The organism is Rahnella sp. CFA14(1/10) (genome assembly GCF_004195095.1).
Classification (GTDB): Bacteria; Pseudomonadota; Gammaproteobacteria; order Enterobacterales; family Enterobacteriaceae; genus Rahnella; species Rahnella perminowiae.
In genome coordinates this window covers 25,128-44,431 of the sequence record NZ_SEWS01000018.1, presented here as the reverse complement: position 1 = coordinate 44,431, position 19,304 = coordinate 25,128, and the positions used below count along the sequence as shown (strand labels likewise).

Sequence of the window (19,304 nt, the reverse complement as noted above, 5' to 3'; positions counted from 1 at the left end):
CAGATGCTTGTTTTCTTCTGGGAAACATCAAGTCCAACGAAAGTTTTCATGGCAATCACCTCAGATATCACAGACTGGGATCGTATTAAGATTACAGCATGTGGTTCCAGACGTGCCCCTGCCTGCGAAGTACCTGAAAAAGCTTCTTAAAACCGTAGCGGGGATAGCGCTCAGCGACCTCGGTCAGCCTCTGGATCACCGCTTCATCACGTCGCGTATCCGGTTGATAACGAAACACCGTCCTGCTTAGCGATAACGTCCTGCATGCCTGGCGTATGCTCATCGTAAATTGCGTGGTCAGATAGTTGACGAGCTCACGCTTTATCGCTGGTTTTAAAGCTTTTTTTCGATGACGTCTTTCAGCGCCCGGCATTCCAAACTCAGATCGGCAAACATTTGCTTCAGACGACGATTCTCGTCCTCAAGGTCTTTGATTTTTTTGATATCAGCGGCTTCCATCCCGCCATATTTTGCTTTCCAGTTGTAATAGCTGGCTTCAGAAATAGCAGCCTCGCGGCACACATCTTTGACGGTCCTGCCAGCCTCGACTGATTTCAGGACGGCGATGATCTGGTGCTCAGTGAATCGGATCTTACGCATAGCGATCTCCTCAGGGGACATAATCAGTATGTCGGAAGATCTCTAAAAATGAATGGGCCGTTTTGGTGGGATACTTACAATATCAAGACGTGTTGCAACGCTGGAAACAGAATAACCACGATCAACAACCTGTTTGACTGCTTCAATTTTAAACTCTTCGGGATAATGCTTACCGCTCATGGGCACCTCTCTTTAAGTCATTTTAAATGACTCTGAGGTGTCTGTTAAACCTGTGGCGATTCAATCCATAGGAGCAAAGGCGAATAATTACCCGTAAATATTGAAGCGAAATAAATTTATTGAATCGAGCGAGAGGCTTCACGGCCTCTCGTTTTTTATTAGTTGCCATAAATGAATTTCATCCGAGTGCCTTATTGGTTTAACTCGTTTGCCTAAAGATACGGAAAAAAATTATGCGAATAGAACCTGAAGTACTAACTGACCATACTGAACTTATCTGCTCGACCAATATCGAGCGGATCGTGAGGGCCGTGATGCAGCACTTAAGCAAATTGGCACGTGGATTGAACAGATAAATCATATTTCAGTAGGGACCGCACATCTTGCATTCAAGCGACCTGAGAATAATATCATTACAAGGCATTATCCGGGTATGCTAGGCCAGTGATAATGGTCTGTATTTTCTAACAAATTTATCTGTTGGTATAAATGTTGGTACAAATTTTATCGAATACCTGTTTCTCCACGAAAAACATACTGATAACAATCACGCCCGAAATCTATAGAGACCAAACTCATATCAAGATATGTCGATTAACGTATTTTTATGCCTGTAATTCAATGAAGTAGCTTTCTTCCAAGCCTTCACATTCTACGGGAGTCTACCGACATCAACCTACATCAAGTGCTTTTTGTTGGTGTAATGGCTTTCATCTTATTTCCTATGCCGCCAATAACAGAATGTCATCGCTTTCCGCATTGATTACTTTGGTCAGTTCTGGCCGCTTCTCTGCTAGCATCAACAAGTTTGTCTGATACTCAATACCTGAAATACGCTCTTTTCGGTAATCGAGGAAAGAACGTATGCTTCCGGCATTGTGTTGAGTCAGTGCATGTATCGTCTCTGGCGATGAAGTTAATGTTTCAACGATAGTTTCATTAATTTCCAGCCAGTCGTGTTGCATTTTTTGCATTGTCTCTATGGCGTATTTTGGCGCATTGATTTTTTGCTGAATATAGCTCAGGCACATTCCGAGATGCATAAAGCGTTCCTGAAGCAGGGATAATTCAGGTAATGAAGTGAAGAAGGTCGGATCGTTTGCTGAACGAGCGCAATTTTTTAAAATCAGGCTGGTAAATTCGTACTGCTCATTGAAAGGACGTATCAGTGTTTTAAGCTGCTCGTAGTCATTCATCTCAACAAATTGTCGGGCAGTGGTGATTACAGCATTAAAACGGGCGGTCTGCTGGAATGAGGCCTTTAGTTGGGCATCTAAGGCTAATGAAAGTAGCGTGTCAAGTTTCTCAGTATGCTTATGCAGAATGGACTCGATATTATTAAGTTTCTTACAGACGATGGCGAAGCCAGCAGCTGATACGGCCAGGTTAAGTCCGGCAAGTGCAATATTGGCATACTGAAGATTTTGCAATGTCCCGAGAGAATTTTGCAAGGTGTCAATGCCGCCCTGGATATTGGAAAGTGAATATTTTAATTTCTCTATACTTTCTGCCGTTTGCTCTGCATTACCTGGAAATTTCAAATGAGCAATAATACTTCCCGCCTTGTCATTCCCTTTTGTAATGCGAATAACACCACCATAAATAGCATAAAGCCCGGTCTTGAGGCCTTCCAAAATTTCTGGTGATTGTTGGAACGTACGGTAAAGAACTTCTGGAATCACAGACATTTTTTAAGCTCCTGGCAAAATTTATCAGTTTCCTGCCTGATATAGGCCTGACGGATACACGCAATGCGTATCACCGCGGGAAGGGTGATACGAAAGGCGGGACCTGTGAGATCATAAGTGACCCAGGCAGCCGAAATGACTGCTGCTATTGGGTTCATCATCGCAGGAGCGCGGATCGCAATCGCTTTTCCAATCAGGGGGATCCCCGCTTTCGCTGCCACATTGAGTGCCGGAACCATCGCCGAGTTGACCAGCCGGGAAAGTGTATAGGGTCCGCAAGTGGAGTAAAGCCAGGAGACTAAATCAGCTGTCTTCCCCTTTTTCAATAATTGTTCAAGTTGCTGGTCATCAAACTTACAATTATGCGCATTAAATAACGCCTCGATTTCTTCCTTACTCTTTCCTTTAAAAGAGGTAGTCAGAATTTGTTTGATAATTAACTCCTCAATATCGCAGACTGAAGCATTTTTGGGAACTTTCACCCGCATTTTTTTGGCGACATCCGTGGCGACAGCAAGGTAAGAAGGTTGAGATGTTGAACGGAATGCATTAACCACGGTGTTTCCGCCAAACGCACAAATTTCACGCGCTAAATCCGCGCTAATAATGTGAAGTGCTCTGCGTCTCTGGTGTGCCAGAATATTTTTCTTACTGTTTTCAGTCAGTGCCAGACGACCTTTTCCTGAGTCAGTAATGATATCAGCCAGTTCAGAAAGTTGTGCAGGTGAAGCATAACGCAACAACTTATCAAGTGAGAGTGTCTTATTAATCAGAGGCATAGATTGTTCTGAACTCACTTTACTCTTCTCCCTAAAAAATGAAGTGACGTGATACTTCGTGTTTTTTTAAACTGACCTTATTTAAGCCGCGCCATGGCGCTCTGGAGCAGGGCATTACTCTTAGCATGATGTGACTCACTGTTTTCAAGCATTGATACCGATGTATTTAAAGCCTGTCGCGACTGTATTGGGGCTTTAATACGTTCCATCACGGCAACCGTGTCACGATATCCCTGGTCAATCCATGAGTCGATGTTTTCAGCCGTGAATCCCAGCAGGTCCTTCATTCCTCCGAGTACGCCTTCGTTACGGCTTAGTGAAGTTTGTGGCCGTATTTCCAGGACTGTGGTATCTGGAAAATGATGGCGATCCCATAATGAACCGTCGCTCAAATGCGTGACGATCACCATATTACAACCGGCATCAACCAGCGGGGTGACCGGCGTATTACCCTGCAGGGTTGCCCATCCACCCATCCCACCATCACTGTAGTGCTTGCCGTTAATTTCGCGGGATTGAAACAGCAGCGGCAGTGCAGCTGAGGCCAACAGGGCTTCTCTTTGCAGGGTTTGAGGTAAGGCCTGAATAAGTTGGAACTCCGAATCTTGTGTTTTACCTACACCAAATTCAGCCAGTGCGCAGCTTATAATATCGGAGAAGCCTCCCTCTGTGGGATAGAGCGAAGCATATAACGGTGTTCCGCTGGCTAATGCATCGGGATCCAAAAACTGGTTCATCAATTCTATTAACGGTTGGTCAGATAAAAGAGATTCATCGTCCTGCAGAGCAGAAAATGATCTTATTCCCAGACCGTTTATCAGAGCGCCCAGTAATGTTCCGGATTTACTAAGCAAGGGCGAAAGCCCCATTGCGAGGCCATATTGCGTCAGTATCCGCAGATAAGCCGATTTATTGAATTTAAGCACCTCATTAGTGCCCAGATGGTGCCATATCTCACCCATTCGGGCTGCACCTTGTTCCAGCGAAGCGGAGGATGAAAGAATGGCGCCATTCAGGGCACCGATGCTGGCACCAGCTATGCAGTGAATTTCCGTGCCGGACTCTGCAAGCGCCCTGATAACCCCAACCTGATAAGCGCCAATAGCTCCGCCGCCAGACAGCGCCAGGCCCACTTTTATGGGTTGATTCATTTTAGGTCCTCGCTAAACACTTCGTCGACCATCGCGTCTGCAATGCGTTCTGCTGAACAAATTCGGGGCATCCTGATGGGCAGCGTTTCATAGGATTGAGTAACGGCCCAGCTAATCGGATGACTCTCTTCCTTACACCAGTTAGCCATCCAGTTAATGACCGCAGGCCAGGCTGTGTCTTGTACTGCGCCAGCCTGCCAGGCCAACCAGTTACGGACGTCGTGACGCGCATTGGGTTTTGTCCCGTAATCCAGAGCCATCTGGGTCAGCGCCCTGTTTTTCAACATCTCAATAAACTGTTCAGCCTGTTTTACTTCAGCCTGTCGGATAACATCGCCAAAAGCTCCCCAGCGCAATTCTTCAAGTGCCACGTAGCAACGCCCGGCCAGCGGAAGCGCGGCATAACGTCCTGCACTCCAGTTAGAGAAAATACGGTCTAGATGCAACTGACCCTGTTGAAGGCTATCGACGCGCTGGAGCTGCTCTTCCAATTTGCCTACGCGTTGGTTAACGTGGCTGGCAAGCTCACGTAACTGTTCACGTGTGTCGGCGGAATATTTCGCAATTTTCGCCGTATCCTGCAACAACGCATTAACGCGTTCGTTGACCCGCGACACGGCTAAATTGGTGCCTGCCAGTGATGACGTCAGCTCGGTGAGCCAGGTAAGGGATGCCTGTATTCCGTCGTTAAAAGAAGCGTTTATCGCCTGTTGTCTTGCAGCTGATTGTCCACTCATGCCCTCTTTAATTCGCTGAAAGAATGACCGGTTTTGCGAGCTGCGCAGATGATCGTTTACAACATCAATACCGTTAGCAAAATCGACAACGAATTTTTCAGGAATACACTCAAGTACCTGGCAGGCTTCAATATCAGCAAAAGTCTCTTTAAAAAGTGTCATCAGAGCAGCGCCTCCAGTTCTTCTTTCAGCGCTTTACCGTCGAGTATCATTTCCGGCGTCAGCTTCTGCAATTCATGTAAACGTTCTGTGAGCTGTTCCTGCTGCTGCTTGTCACTTTTGTGATCTTCTGTACTTTGGATCAGAGTATTGCGGAGTTGCTCAACTTTACTTTTAAACTGCTGAAAGAACAGGTCGATCTCAGCAACGATGGGGTCTTTGATTTCTTCCTGAATAATTTTATTGAGTTGTTCGAAATGTTCCTTCCTCTGAACTTCTACTGCTGCTTTTATTTTATTGATATCAACCACTGATTTGACAACCTCCACACTGTAGTCCTCCCAACCCCAGTCGTTGGTGCTAAACCATTTGCATACAGATCCCCACATACTACTGGAGCGGCGATAATGCGTTTCTTTGAACGATTTTTCTTCTAGCAATGTGGTCATACGACTTCTGACAGACAAAGGAGCCTGCAGGTTTTTAACCTGGGGGAACGAGATCTTAATTGAGAATCCACCCTCTTCCAGGCGTGAATTGATCTGGTTAGCAATATTATCTATCGCTCTTAGCGCGTTACCGTGGAAACTCTCTTCAATCCCGGCAACAATATCCGTCAGGGTCGGCTTGATGTCCCCCTCGATTTCATCCAGAAGTGACATGACTGAATTTTCAATTTTAGCTACAAAGGCTTCCGCTGCAGCACGCTCTGCAAATGTCACTACTGGATTATCAGGATCAAAGTCCCTCGTTACCGGTTTGGATCTTTTCGCCAATACCCTGGGAAATTTGCCCAGTGAAGATTCACGTTTTTTTAGCTGCGAAGATTCAATCTCTTCTTTTTCCTGACGTTTACCGTCACGGAAATAATGTTCCATTTGCCCATCCAGTTTTAACTGAACCTGTGTCATTAAAACTTCAGATTCCTGTTTGACCCGCAGCATGGAAGCAGTGACTTCTTTATCTACCGATTTCTGGCAGCAATTGACATTTTCGATATCAGTAAGCAGATCATTAATCTGTTGCTGCAATGTAGTAATACTCGCCCTGAGTCCCTGATGGCGCACAGACAGGTATTCTTGGGCGTTTTCAGCGTTTTGCACCAGTTTTGATGCAGCAGAATCCACGGCTAAGGCAGCTGCTTTAGCATGCGCTGCATGAATGACTTCAGTGATCAACTTATCAAACAGCGAATGGCGCCAGATCTTTTCAGCACGGTTCAGGCTCTGGACTTTATCCTGCAGGTCGCTTTCATCCCACATTTGTCCATAAGCCAGTTGGGCAAAATCCTTTACCCATTCTTCACTCATTGGTAGCGCATCAGAATGGCTAAGGACGTTTCGGGCCCGGTTGGCGAGGTATGCGTGGCGGGAAGAGCCCGGATAAACCTGCTCTGCCGTCAGAACGTCACCATCGAGCATTGCCGGAACGTTTTGCTTAACCGTCGGTGCGTCATCGCTGTTACGATCTTTCTGATCGAACTTATTCACCAGAATAAACAGGCGTCCGGCAGCCACTTCGGCAATTGCATTAAGTTCTTTACGCACATTCTGGTCGGCCAGAGAATTTAACTGGGTGTAATCGAGAACGGCCAGAACCGCGGAAGCTTTCTGCAGTTGATCTCGCATCATCGCCTGCAAATGTGGCTGGCCTGCTTCGTTTGGCCCCGGGGTATCGAGCAGGGTTAACGTGCCCTGGCTGTCATCCATACTGGTCAGGTGGCTAAATTCCACTTCAATAACCGGGAGTTCATGGAATTCATCATAGGCATCAAAAGGGAATTCGACTTCAAGTTCGCTGGCAAGGCGCACAAGGTCGTTAAGATGGGTCAGGCAGGAGAAAATTTCTACCTCATCAAGATAGGTATCTTTCAACCATTCAACATTGCGGGTGATGGCCAGTAATTTTTTCTTCTCACTGTCCTTTTCCAACTGACGAACAAGATGTTTACCTTCTGGTGTGCTGATTTTCTTATTTAAATCAATCAGAAGGTTATGCAGGGCGTCAGTATTATTTAGCTGTAAATCCGGGATAAGCTTACCCGGCACATGGCGAATCAATGTCGGTATTGACGTCATCGGACGATTACGATTGGGCAGAATCTCTTTACCAACAATGGCATTAATGGTGGTGGATTTTCCCGCTTTCATGGTACCGACGACGGCAAGCACGATCTCTTTACGGGCGATTTTTAACCGCTCACCCTCAAGTTCTTCAACTCTTTTCTCTGCCTTATGCCGGGCAAATAACTGCCCCTGGTCATTGGCTAACACTTTCGGTTCGTTAATCATCTTGTGCAGCAATTCAATATTTAACTGCAATAGCCGTCCGGCTTCATCACAGAGTAAAGCAACATTGTTCTCGTGCATGATCATCCTTATTAAAATGTAGAAAGTTCGGTCCCTGACGTCTGGCATTGGTGTTAACTCACAAGGTCTAAACGGCAGAAGAAAAATTTACAATTTGATTATTAGTAACGGCACATGCCTGAAAACCTTCAGGCTAATTTATCAGTCAGATAATGACGGCCTTCTGTTTTGGTTCAGGGGAGAAAAGTTCGGTGCAGCATCAATCACTGACTGCATATTTTCCCGGTTCCCGACATTGTCCTGAAGCGTGTTGACTGAAAAGGGATTGCCATGTAATTGCGCACGAAGGTTATCCCAACGCTGGTTCAGAACTTGCCAGTTCCGCTCGTCGTAAGTGCCTTTGAAGATAACCGGCATAAAATCGATGGTCGGTAACGCATCGCCGCGTTCTCCAGCGTTCAGTGCTTCCTCAAGTTTTTTCTGCCAGAGGCTGTTCAACCGATCGACCCGGCCAATCTGTTGCTCTACCACGCCAGGGTTCCATTCCGGATGCAGCATGATTACCGTTTTGCAGGCCAGATGCAGGTTCAGTCCCTCTCTGGCGACCAGCGATTGAGCGACAAGAACAGAAGGGCGGCTGTATTGGCGGTTGAAGGCCAGGTTAATCAAGTTGCGACTGGCTGCCGAGGTTTGTCCATTCATTAGGCGTGCATAGTCACTTTCGCGACGGCTGTACTCTTCATGGAGCCAGTCCACAACAACTTGCCAGCGTTGCTCCGCAAATTGACTCTCCCCGTCGACTTCTTCGTCACTGTCGGGGTTATCACGATCACGCGTGGCATTAACGATATCGGTAAAAACGTCTGCCAGGCGCGCAGGGGAGCGTCGTTCTTCAGCTGTCCCGGTCAGCGAGTAAATAGCCCTGGCAACGATGACCAAATCTTCATTACCATCGCGACGAGGGGCACGTTGCTTAAAGACGTTAAACAGTGTTTTCACACTGTGGCTTTCGCAGGTCGATAATCCCTCATCAAGCCGTAAAATCAGGCTATTGCGAAATGCGATACGGCTGTTATCTAGCTCTTTGTATTGACTGGCAAGTTGTGCATTGATGTCCTTCTGGCTGGCCTCGCCGTCATATAACTGACGCCAGGCGCATTGAACGGCAGGCCACTCGGACACTGGCAACTGTTCATGTGGCCAGTAATTTTGTTTTGACTCCAGCGTTCGCAACATTTCGCGTGCATTAAGTAACTGTACCAGTGCGGTCATTGGTCGGGTAAGCCGGCCAAAAACCAACACTTTTTCATCGCGAGAGCAAACCTCCTCTACGGCTTCAACCGCAGCCAGGATTGCAGGATGGGTAAAGAGGGGGGTTTCTTCACCCGTACTTAGAATGGGGGTGAGTTGGCTCTGCCACCATTTGGCACGTTGCTGGCGCTTATCCGCGTGCGCCCTGGTTCCCGGTTCAGTGACTTCTTGCTGATCCGTTTCGAACGGAGGCATAACGTTTTCCTCCGGAGCATTCAACAGCGTGGCGATACCATGCCCGTTGCCAACCGTCAGTCTAAGTCGTTGCGCTGCGCTGTCTTCGTGCATCCGGGAAACAAACGACAGCGCTTCAGCGGCGCAGATCGCCTGTCTCCAACTCATCGGCAGTGAGAAGGTATCCACCACGATCTCTTTCTTACGACGATAGGGACGGGTTGAGTGCTGATGGAATTTTTGTACGGACTCGTCTTCGCGTTTGTCACGACGCAACAGATACGGCGAAAGTGCCTGCTCAAACGCAGCGGAAGCCTGGTAATACTTCTGTTGTGAAAGGCTGTTGGCATAGTTTTCCCTGATGTCTGCGACGGCGGCCTGGTAATGTTCTATGGCCTGAATAGCTTCGGGAGAACTGACCTCAATCCGGGCCAGCATTTGTGTCCATTGCTGGCTGTCGAGTTCAATGGGCGTAGCGCTGACGGCCAGTCGTCGGGTTTCACTGGCAGGCTGAATGATATTTTCCAGCAAACGATTCAGGCTGCTGCTTTGTCCCCGGCTTTTGTGCGCTTCATCGACGATAACAAGTTCAAACGTCCCGAGCCCAAGACCCACACTGGTTTCAAGATGTTCGCGTTGTGTTGAATACACGCCAAAATCTTTATCCGACAGAGCTTTATCCCAGTCGATTTTACGCGTCAGCGATTTGATCTGTTTTCTGGCTGGATGTGCGGCGGGCAGACGACGTATCGCCGCGCTGATTTTTTTAGCAGCAAGCTTGAGATGAGGCTCGGTTAATGAAGGGCAATCACATTTTTCAGACCACCGCCAGCAGAGTTCCGGGAGCAATCCCCAGCGCTGCGGATTATTATTTTTTTCGCCCAGTCGCCAGTTCGCCATGGAGTGGGAAACAATCAGACAATTTTCCTCAAACCAGGGGGCGGATGGTATGTCCGTTTCCCACACACTCATATATTGCTTAAGACTAAGCAGCGGTGCGGAAGGGGTGACACCTACCGTTTTTAGCTCCTCCCGCCAGTTGGCCGCCAGTCCACCCGGAATCAAAACGGCGACTCTGCCGCCTGCCGCAATGACGCAACGGGAAAGTGCTGCGGCGATGCGGGTTTTTCCCATACCCACTTCGTCCGCCAGGATAATGCCATGATGTTCAATGCGATCGGCAATTGCCAGCAAGGCTGCTTTTTGCCCGGCATTAAGCTCTACCTGTTCCTGCGTAACCAGTTCGCGTAATAACTCAGTGACGACTGGCCAGCCCTGAAAGTTATTCTTCATTTACACTCTCCGAAATTGCGCAGGGAATCAACACCCCATGCTTGTTCAATACGCATCAGCATCTGCAGATAATCCTGTCCCTTATCACTCTGATCGTCTTCGGCATACACTGGCCGGAAAGGTGCTTCTCTCAGCGGACTGAGTGGATTGATACCAAGATCCATAAAGCGGGTGATATCTCCATTGTCGCTTGCCTGAATCAGTGCCTGTTCGAGACTACGGCACCAGTAAAGCCACTGGCTTTCAGGAAGCGTGGTCTGGCGCTCGGCAATACCTTCGATTAACGCCATTACCTGTCTGACCGGCTGAAAGGAGACCGGCTGGTCGTCAGAATTTATCGTGAAAGAACCCGCTGTTGAGGTTGTCAACATGCTGGTTGGATCAGCAAAATCCACATCGGGTGTGTGAGGAAAACTGGATAGCTGCCAAAGCACTTCTTCCAAATCGAGCGGCCGCAAGGGCGTTGCTGCAATGCGGCCAAGCGCATCAACAACGGGAATTTTTGCACTCTGTGTCCCGTTATCTGCCGGCCAGGCAATGTCCACCCAGCGTGGCATTTCGCCCTGCCATAGAAACCCCTGCGAAACCAAGGGACAGGAAGTTCCGCCAGGCGCGAAAGCGGTGATGTTATTCTCGGGGGATCCAGAGTAATGAAGGGTACCCTGACCGTCTGCAAGGGGTGTCCATTTGAGCCAGGTTATGGGCGGTGCAAAGTAGGGAGTGCGTTCCTCCATCTCCTGTCCCGCCTGAAGGGGCATTTGCAGAGCATCACAATCAATCTCTGACTGGATGGGTAGCAACCATGCCAGGGTTTTTTCGGGAGCCAGCTTCCCAGCCGCGGTTCTCGCCAACCGTTCCGGTGAAAAAAATACTCCGGCTTCGAGATTTCCCACGCCTGTTTTCATTCGCTGCATAAAGCCAGGCCCGGTAAGATTTCCTGAGCCCATATAAAGCCAGCACTGAGTCAGCGTATCGCTGACATTGCGGTAGTTAGCACTGAAAATAAATTTGGCATGTAGGGTGCGTTCAGTCTTTGCCAACTGAGAAGGGGGTCTGACAGTGATATGTTGTTCTCTGAGCGTTGCCACATTATTGGCAACCGCCTGACAAGCCTCAGGATTAACATAGAGATCAATTTCCGGTTTTTTTGTTAATAAATCGTCGTCCTGTAAAAGCCGGACAATTTTCTGTGGCACCAATGATTTGTCGCCTTTACCCCCTTCATAGAAACCGGAACCCATCGCAAGATAATTTCTCTTTCCAGCAATGGCAGGCTGTTCCAGCCAGGATTTCAACTGATTAAAGAGTGACCTTTTGCGGTTGTCGACCAAACGGGGTTTACCGTGGGCATATTGTCGACATACGTTAAGCCATGCGTTGACATCCAGCCGCGCCAGTCCTCCGGTCGTTAGCCGGTCGTTTATTTCTAATGACAACAGGCTGGTGTCACACCAGGAGGAGATCTCCTCAAATAAATTTTGTGCGGCACGAAAATCCGCGCAACTTTGTTGAATATCTTTAGTGACGTTCTCCAGCGCATCACTGGAGAGATCCAGGCACCAGACCAAATCAAGGCTTTCAGTCAGTGTCTCTTTTGTCCAGTTTCCGGTGCTGACGACCAGTCGTAATCGCCAGGCATCTTCCGGTTGGTCAGGCTTAAATCCCAGCAGAGCGACTTTCGCATGAAGTAAACACAGCGGTGGAGCTGATTTCATCTGGCAATGTAATACGCCGGGGACATCAACGGTGGAAATAGGCTTATTTCCGGCATCAAGAAAGAGTGCCAGCTTTATTTGCCCGTGATGAGCCCGCGCAGCCTGATTAAGGCAGCTAAAGCGATCCACTGCATTTTCCAGAAAGTCATCCGTTGCTGAATAACCACATAGCCAGCCAAAATGCCCCTTATAACCCTCAGGCGCATCAAAATAGTCGGCCAGAGAGGGAGGCAGTTTTGAGAAATCAGCCATTATTCATTTCCTTCTTTAACCAATCCGCCAGTTTGCCATGTAGATCAAGGTTGAGCAGGAACAGGTTGTGGATCCGCCAGGATATTGCTGCAGGCCAAAAACCGGAGGCCTCTTCGGCATATTGTTCTTCCCCCTCGGTGTTCTGAGCAGATTGAGAGACCCCGCTATCAAAGGCCGGGCCAGGTTCAATCAGGTCGCCCTTTAGCTTGAGAATATGACCGTCACGGCTGACCAGTGCGTGCAATAAAGCCACAGGTTCCAGGGTACATTCGCTGCAAAACTGGTTTGCAGCCGCATCACTGTGTTTCAGATCCAAAAATGCTTGTGCGTCAAGCCTCAGCCTTTCAGCCGTGTCGCTGATTGCAAGTGGGAGTCTCTGATGCAATGAGAGAGCAGAGCCACGCTGAGCCATTTCATATTCCAGAAGATCCAGTAGTGCGAGTGCCGTGTTTTGTGTTTTGAAGAAATAGGCACCCGCCTGTAAGTCGTGCCAGTGATCTGATGAAATTTCGTCAGGGCGGTCTTTCCAGCTCAGTGGTTTAGGCGGGGACTGACGCAAACGATCCATCCATCGCAAGGCGTCCCTGCGACGCTTGCTATCCTCGTCGTTGCCTGCATTTTCCAGCTGGTTTCGTATCAGCAAGCAGGCATCTTGCGATAAGGAGATTAATGGCGAATTGATGGTTTTTGGCGGCTTTCTGTCAGGTGAGCTGATCCATTTTTTCAGCTCAGCCATTTGCAGCGTTTCAAGCCTGACAAGTTGTTCGCCCACCTGACTGCATTGAAAGGCGTTAAAGTTACGCTGAGCATGAACAAATCCCAGTGCGGGCAGTGTTTCAATCGTACTCATACGCATCGGTATTGTGACGTAGAAAGCGCGTCTTCTTGCGGCGTTGAAGGTCAGGCGGTTAGGTTCTAATCTGCGAATCTTACGGATGCCACGCAGGCGACGATCTCGGTTCTTCCCTTCATTCTCCCGAAAGCCCTGCCAGCAGCAAAGCGCTTCAATGGCATTCGCGGCTTCGATATTGCTGACGTCTTTGCCCAGCTGAGATGCTATCGCCACTCCCTGTAACGCCATCATCAGTTGGCGCCCAAACCAGACGCCGCCCAAACCTGGCACAGCCCGATGATGGAAGCGCGCAACAATTTCGCTAAGTTGTAAGGTACGTGTTCTTCTAACGGAAGGTACGGTTGCAGGCGCGCAAAGACCCCAGGTAATGTTGTTCAGACTCATTCTGTGGTGCTTCCTTCCACAACAGGCTGCCGTTGAACGTTACTGACGGCTTCCCCAAAGGCGGCTAAAAACCACTTAAGCATGGCGCTGTCTACCACTGTGGCGGAGAATTCCAGGCGTTGATTGCCGATTTCCCGATGGGTTTGATCCAGTGAAAGCGGAGATTCAATCAGATGGAGTCCGGCGGTACGGTCAATTTCAAACCTCAGATATATCTGGTGACCTTCACCAAAACCAAAGCGACCATCATCATCATATTTTTTCAGGTTAAATTCGGCAGGGCGCACAAAAGTGAATGTGCTGATGCTGGCTGCCAGAATACGATTTAGCGCCAGACTCCGTTCGTTGTTATACCCTTCAAAACGGCAGACCAGATACATGCGGGGCCCCTGCTGTGCGAGGCCCAACGGCATCACTGAGTTTTCACTCTCTTTGCCACTCGCATTACGATAGGTGATCTTCAGCCAGCGGTTGAGATAGAGAGCTTCGCTTACCGATTCAAAAATACCTTCCGCTATCGGGGGAGGCAGCAAAGGCTGACTGGTTGCCACGACCCTGACCTTATCCGGCCACTCCGCCTCGAGTCGGCCGGTTCCAATGTCGTGGAGATTTCGATGAGCCTGAGTAAAAAAGCCCGTCATTGATCTTATTAACCTGCTGGGCAGAATCGGCTTGAGGTGTGCTTCGGCCATGGCCAGAATCAGAGATTCCTGCGGCGTTAGCATGGGAAGGGAAACGCCTTTTGATCCCTCTAACCAGCGATATCCATACGGGCGACTGCGTAAGTCACATTCAATATCAAAATGAGTGCAGAGCATTTCCAGATGACGCTGGATGGTGCGCAAATCGCGCTCAATTCCCGCATGAAGCAATTGTTCATGTAATTCTTTGGCGGTGGTTTTCCTGCCGCGCGGAATTCGTCGTAACAATTCAAGAGCAAGCAGTGTTGTTTCTATTGTTTCTGGTCGTTTGGCCATGGTTTATTCCCTTTCGGTCCATACGAAACTGATTAATGCATAAACCCAATTGCGACGTCTTCTCGTTTTTTTACCCGGCATTCCGCTTTAAGAGCGGTAACAAATGCATTAGCGGATGTCAGTGGTTTGAATGCATGTTGGCGTGATACGACGGAAAAATCCCCAGGCGTCAACAAGGACAATCTCGCTAATTCATTGATAGCCGAAGGTGAAGGCTCACCGAGTTTCAGTTGCTTGCAGTAAAGATTCAGTAGTGCAATTGCCTGATTATCACACATAAAATTAAAGCGAATTTTCAGGTCAAAACGGCGTAATGCTGCTGCATCCAGCACATCGAACCTGTTCGTGGTGGTAATAAAAATTCCGTCGAAATGTTCCATCTGGCTGAGCATTTCATTGACGCAACTGATCTCCCAACTTTGCCGGCACTCTTCCCGGGCGGTGAGAAAACTGTCCACCTCATCAATGAGCAGCACGGCGTTATCCCGTCGGGCCTGCTCAAAAGCCGCGGCAATATTCTGCTCGCTTTCACCGACATGCCTGCCGAATAGCTGTGACGCTTTTTTTTCAATCACGGGGAGCTTCAACTGTTCTGCCAGCCAGTAAGCCCAGGCGGTTTTACCTGTACCCGGGGGGCCATAAAGACAAAAGCGGGCTGAATCGACGGGTGACAAGGTAGCGGCAATCTCGCCAAGCGGACAGTCACTGTTAATGAATGCCATGTTATAAAATTCAGATGATTTGACTTTAGTTTTTAGCTTTATCGGCAAATGTCCCTGAGCCTTTAGGGTGCTATTAATTAAAAACATTAAATAGTGAGTATGCCTCTCTTCATCCAGTTTATCTTTGATGGAATGCAAAATTGTCCCGGCTCGATTTACAACGGCAGGTGCCAGATAGGGGATGTTGGCAAGTTGTGAAATATCATTATTCGAGAGTGTTGCCCCACAAGCTTCACGCAGAATCGTTTCCCGCTGTACCCGGGGAGGGGCGGTTAATTCTAAAACGATATCAAACCGGCGGATGTATGCGGGATCCATTTCGCGGATCTCATTAGAGACCCAAAGGGTGGGCACCCTATTTTCTTCAAGCAGGCGATTAACCCACGCTTTTGGTACGGGCTGGGGCGCCGTTGTTAGCGATCCCTGGCTTTCACTAAAAACATCTTCTGCTTCGTCGAGCAGGATGAGTGCTTTTTCCCCACCAAAAAATCGTTGCGCTGCCCGCCATGCGCGAAGACGGCGACTGCCATTGATGGGCCTTGCAGTTTCATTTTCGCTGGTAACTTCATAAATTTCGCTGTTTAACTCTTCGGCCAGCAGTCGGCAAAGCTGGCTCTTACCAGTTCCCGGTTGCCCATAAATCAGGATATTCACACCGATACGACTGGATTGAAAAGCATAATGAAGCCACTGCCTCATCACATTGATCGCTGGAATATGCTGGTAATCTTCAAATTTAAGATGTGCTGGTTCACACCGGGAAATCATCCCCCCCAGTAGCCTGGCTGGGTCTGTTTCACCCGCAGACAGACGCTCATAAAAGGTCGGAGAAAATGGCTCGAGTTTATTGCGTAATGTATAGGCGCCATTGGTTTCCAGACTCACAAGACCGGTTTTTGTTAATACGCTTAATGGTCCTAATGCGAAGCGAACATCGTCCTCCGTGAGATCCAGTACTGCAGCCAGAGCCCTGTAAACTTTGGCTGAAGTCATCGCTCCAAGGTAGTCAGCGGTATCATCAAGCAGTTGCTCTTGATGGAGTTGCAAAGTGAATTCCAGAATTAAGCTTTCAGCAGGGCTGAGTCCAATTCGGTGGGCTAAGCTCTCTAAAGCCTGTTGAAATTCAGAAGGCGTCGCCATCGGGATTTGTCGTTCAAGCTCTGCATGACGCAGACGTAAAACCCCCAGTATCGATTGCTGTAACTGATGATTGAACTCCTCGTCTTCATATTTAGTCAGATTAAGATATCTAGCCAGAGGCTGATTATTGAATCCGTGCTGAGTCATGAATTGTTTATGTGCGCCTAACCGGAAAAAAAGACGCAATATCCACAGTTGAAGGGGATTGTCACGCTCGTATGATTGAACAAGTTCAGAAGTTTGAGTGTTTTTCATGTTGTTCTCCTCTAAAAATTCTATTTTCATCCATGATCATGACAAGTTGTGTCGCAATGTATTTTAATTAATATTATTTTCTCCATGCGTTTGGTGCGACATACTCTGTCACAGGTCCGTGTTATAGCAAGAGGATGATAAAGTGAAATGGTGAAATATAATGCCATTGGCTAATTTTCTGCGGAATTAAATCTAGCATGAGTTTAATTCATAATAATAATTTAATGAATTTTAGGTGGGTAATTGTCTAAACAAACCCGACAATTTGTTAGAGATATACTAAGCAACACTAATGAAGTAAGAGTGCAAAGAAAAATGTTTACCCATAAGTTCAAACAGGAATACGTCAATATTGTTCTTCAGCACAAGTAACTGATTACCCAGGCTGCTGAAATGATGAATATCGGCCTTTCAACATTTCAACGCTGGTTGCGCCAATATCAGCAATGGCGACAATAGCCTGTTGTTCCATGTTTCCCATCAACGGGATGAGTACGGCACCGCACAAATTTTCGGTCATACCTCACTAGAAGTACCACATAACACCCGCCCTCATCCGGCGGGTGTTTTCGTTTATGGAGAAAAAAATTATACGGCAATGCAACAAAGGCATCGTCATGATTGCAGGCTGACCAAGCCAGTGAGTGAAGCGATGCCCACCATTACTCGAAGCATTGATTGTAGTGTCTGGCGTGATCTGATGTTGAAGTCTGGTATGTTGGCATTAATGGATGCACAGGCTCGCGACCAATGGCGAAAAAATCTGGAAGAGGGTGATTTTCCTTCGATTAGTGAAGAGAACATTCTCAGCACATTCGAGCAGCCACATCACAGTAAACTGGAGGTATTTGAGCGGGGGATTATCAACGTCTTTAAAGGGCTGTCATGGGATTACAAAACTAATAGTCCGTGCAGTTTTGGAAAGAAGATCATCATCAATAATCTGGTGACTCACAATCGTTGGGGCTACGGCTTGAACTGGGGCTGGCGACGAGATCAGTTGGCTGATTTGGAAAGGATGCTATTTCTGCTGGACCGAAAACCGATCCCTGATAACCGGTGTGACATAACCATCAGACTCATGGAACATGTGCGTGATAAGCCGATGAGTGAGAACACCGTGAATAAGGCGCTGCGGGTTATGGGCTACGATACGAAAGTTGAGGTTTGCGGCCATGGATTTAGAACCATGGCATGTAGCTCGTTGATTGAATCGGGGTTGTGGTCGAAGGATGCGGTAGAAAGGCAGATGAGTCATCAGGAGCGTAATTCTGTGCGTGCGGCCTACATTCATAAGGCCGAGCATCTGGGGGAGCGCAGGCTGATGGTGCAGTGGTGGGCGGATTATCTGGATGCGAATCGGGAGAAGGGGGTTAGCCCGTTTGATTTTGGGAAAAAATTTGGGGTCCGAAATAAACAGGATCTATGGGAACTTGAATCATTGACTATAAATAATATCAACCGGGAACCGTGATATATTCCCGGGATTTTGTATCGGTCATGAAGCGTTAAATAGCTCTGAATTGCTGGCATAAGGTACTTTGCCGGATGGGACAAGTTTCGCTGCGGCATTTAAATGTATATCTTGATCGTCAAAGAAAATGTGAGGTTTAAAGGCCTGAAGTACCTTGGTTTTTTCAACCCCGCCAAGGAAAAAGGCTTCGTCAACATACACACCCCAACTCCTGAGAGTTTTAATTACCCTCATTTCTGAGGGGCTGTTTCTAGCGGTAACTAAAGCAATACGCACAGGAGAATATTCCATTCGAGTAGGTAGACGGTCTTGAAGTTTCGCTAGTTTTTTTAGCAGAGTAGCGTAGGGGCCTTCGGCCATTGGGATATCTTGTTGAGCATCTTCTTGTGCGTGGAAAGCTGCCATACCCTGAGTTTTGTAGACCAGCTCACTTTCATCTGAGAAAAGGACTGCATCACCATCGAAAGCAATGCGAACTTGCCCTTCAGGGATTTCGGAAGAGCCTGAAGGTGGGTCTTTTAATATTGCAGCGGCACAAAATCGAGAGTCGATGACTTTTTGTGCATCATCTACGCTAGTTGTTAAAAACAGATCAACATCGAAGGCGTCAAGATAGTCAGCGACCGTTTCACCGGCTGTGAAGGCAGAGCGGGTGATATCTAGCTTGTCGTGGCGAATTGTATTTAGAACTCGGATACCGGTGTCGGGGCTATTGCGCGACATAACGACGACTTCAACCAGAGATGATTTATCATTCGGTTGACGATACTGGTTCAGACCCAGAAGCGCCTTGATCAAAGGATAACCTGTTCCAGGTTGTAGAGGTTGATTCTCGTGTTCCAGCATGTAGGCTCGATACTTTTCAATGGCGCTGTCAGGGTCGGTCACATAGATGTTACGAAATATCTGATCAGATTCGCTCATATCAAAAAGAGCCGTGGCACTAATGCCAATTACAAGCGTATTACTCAAGTCTAGAGGCATTTTTTACTCCTGCTGGATGTGACATAGAATAATTAATTATTTGCCCAATGTTAAATGTTGAGAAGCAGTACTGTATATTTATTGGGTAAGCAAATTAAATATAGTTTGACTAACCGGTTCAAGCCTTTAAAAAGGCTGTGCGTGGGCCAAGAAACAGAAATTTAATC

General features: G+C 47.8%; 12 protein-coding genes and 4 pseudogenes. 3 read left to right on the top strand and 13 right to left on the bottom strand.

What is annotated here, in order from left to right; all coding sequences use genetic code 11:
• Positions 1–100: 100 nt before the first annotated feature.
• Positions 101–600 (bottom strand): annotated as a pseudogene (locus EVX52_RS24535) (transposase); the annotation flags it as partial.
• A gap of 78 nt (positions 601–678) precedes the next feature.
• Positions 679–780: pseudogene (locus EVX52_RS24530) on the bottom strand (transposase); the annotation flags it as partial.
• Positions 781–1,013: 233 nt separating this feature from the next.
• On the opposite strand from EVX52_RS24530, the pseudogene EVX52_RS25640 reads away from it, so the two are divergent.
• A pseudogene (locus tag EVX52_RS25640) lies at positions 1,014–1,159 on the top strand (restriction endonuclease subunit M); the annotation flags it as partial.
• Positions 1,160–1,502: 343 nt separating this feature from the next.
• Here the strand turns inward: EVX52_RS25640 and EVX52_RS24525 are convergent.
• From EVX52_RS24525 to EVX52_RS24480, 10 genes are all read right to left on the bottom strand, one after another.
• The gene (locus EVX52_RS24525) at positions 1,503–2,468 is read right to left on the bottom strand and encodes a hypothetical protein (protein WP_129992321.1); all 966 of its coding nucleotides are present in this window, start codon (positions 2,466–2,468) and stop codon (positions 1,503–1,505) included.
• Positions 2,459–3,265, bottom strand: coding sequence for a hypothetical protein (locus EVX52_RS24520; protein ID WP_129992320.1), 807 nt, complete (start codon positions 3,263–3,265; stop codon positions 2,459–2,461). Before EVX52_RS24520 ends, EVX52_RS24525 begins: the two co-directional genes overlap by 10 nt.
• A 59-nt stretch (positions 3,266–3,324) precedes the next feature.
• The gene (locus EVX52_RS24515; RefSeq protein WP_129992319.1) at positions 3,325–4,398 is read right to left on the bottom strand and encodes a patatin-like phospholipase family protein; all 1,074 of its coding nucleotides are present in this window, start codon (positions 4,396–4,398) and stop codon (positions 3,325–3,327) included.
• Positions 4,395–5,297 carry a diguanylate cyclase regulator RdcB family protein gene (locus EVX52_RS24510; RefSeq protein ID WP_129992318.1) on the bottom strand — a complete coding sequence of 301 codons (903 nt, stop codon included), beginning with the start codon at positions 5,295–5,297 and terminating at the stop codon, positions 4,395–4,397. Before EVX52_RS24510 ends, EVX52_RS24515 begins: the two co-directional genes overlap by 4 nt.
• On the bottom strand, positions 5,297–7,663 hold the full coding sequence (locus EVX52_RS24505) for a dynamin family protein (RefSeq protein ID WP_129992317.1): 2,367 nt from the start codon (positions 7,661–7,663) through the stop codon (positions 5,297–5,299). The genes EVX52_RS24510 and EVX52_RS24505 overlap by 1 nt, the downstream gene beginning before the upstream one ends.
• A 141-nt stretch (positions 7,664–7,804) precedes the next feature.
• Positions 7,805–10,381 carry a DEAD/DEAH box helicase gene (locus EVX52_RS24500; protein WP_129992316.1) on the bottom strand — a complete coding sequence of 859 codons (2,577 nt, stop codon included), beginning with the start codon at positions 10,379–10,381 and terminating at the stop codon, positions 7,805–7,807.
• The gene (locus EVX52_RS24495) at positions 10,378–12,348 is read right to left on the bottom strand and encodes a hypothetical protein (protein ID WP_129992315.1); all 1,971 of its coding nucleotides are present in this window, start codon (positions 12,346–12,348) and stop codon (positions 10,378–10,380) included. Before EVX52_RS24495 ends, EVX52_RS24500 begins: the two co-directional genes overlap by 4 nt.
• Positions 12,341–13,432: a hypothetical protein gene (locus EVX52_RS24490; RefSeq protein ID WP_238485821.1), complete on the bottom strand. Its 1,092-nt coding sequence runs from the start codon at positions 13,430–13,432 to the stop codon at positions 12,341–12,343. Before EVX52_RS24490 ends, EVX52_RS24495 begins: the two co-directional genes overlap by 8 nt.
• Positions 13,433–13,581: 149 nt before the next feature.
• Positions 13,582–14,562, bottom strand: coding sequence for a YafY family protein (locus EVX52_RS24485; protein ID WP_129992314.1), 981 nt, complete (start codon positions 14,560–14,562; stop codon positions 13,582–13,584).
• Between the two features lie 32 nt (positions 14,563–14,594).
• Entirely contained in the window at positions 14,595–16,679 is a 2,085-nt protein-coding gene (locus tag EVX52_RS24480; RefSeq protein WP_129992313.1) for an ATP-binding protein, read from the bottom strand.
• 595 nt (positions 16,680–17,274) lie between these two features.
• Between EVX52_RS24480 and EVX52_RS25635 the strand changes: the two are divergent.
• Together EVX52_RS25635 and EVX52_RS25630 are read left to right on the top strand one after the other, a co-directional pair.
• A pseudogene (locus EVX52_RS25635) lies at positions 17,275–17,785 on the top strand (DUF4942 domain-containing protein); the annotation flags it as partial.
• Positions 17,761–18,153 carry a tyrosine-type recombinase/integrase gene (locus EVX52_RS25630; protein WP_370278372.1) on the top strand — a complete coding sequence of 131 codons (393 nt, stop codon included), beginning with the start codon at positions 17,761–17,763 and terminating at the stop codon, positions 18,151–18,153. The pseudogene EVX52_RS25635 and the gene EVX52_RS25630, both read left to right, overlap by 25 nt.
• A gap of 24 nt (positions 18,154–18,177) precedes the next feature.
• On the opposite strand, the gene EVX52_RS24470 is transcribed toward EVX52_RS25630, so the two are convergent.
• Entirely contained in the window at positions 18,178–19,137 is a 960-nt protein-coding gene (locus tag EVX52_RS24470; protein WP_119822454.1) for a 5'-nucleotidase, read from the bottom strand.
• Positions 19,138–19,304: the final 167 nt, after the last annotated feature.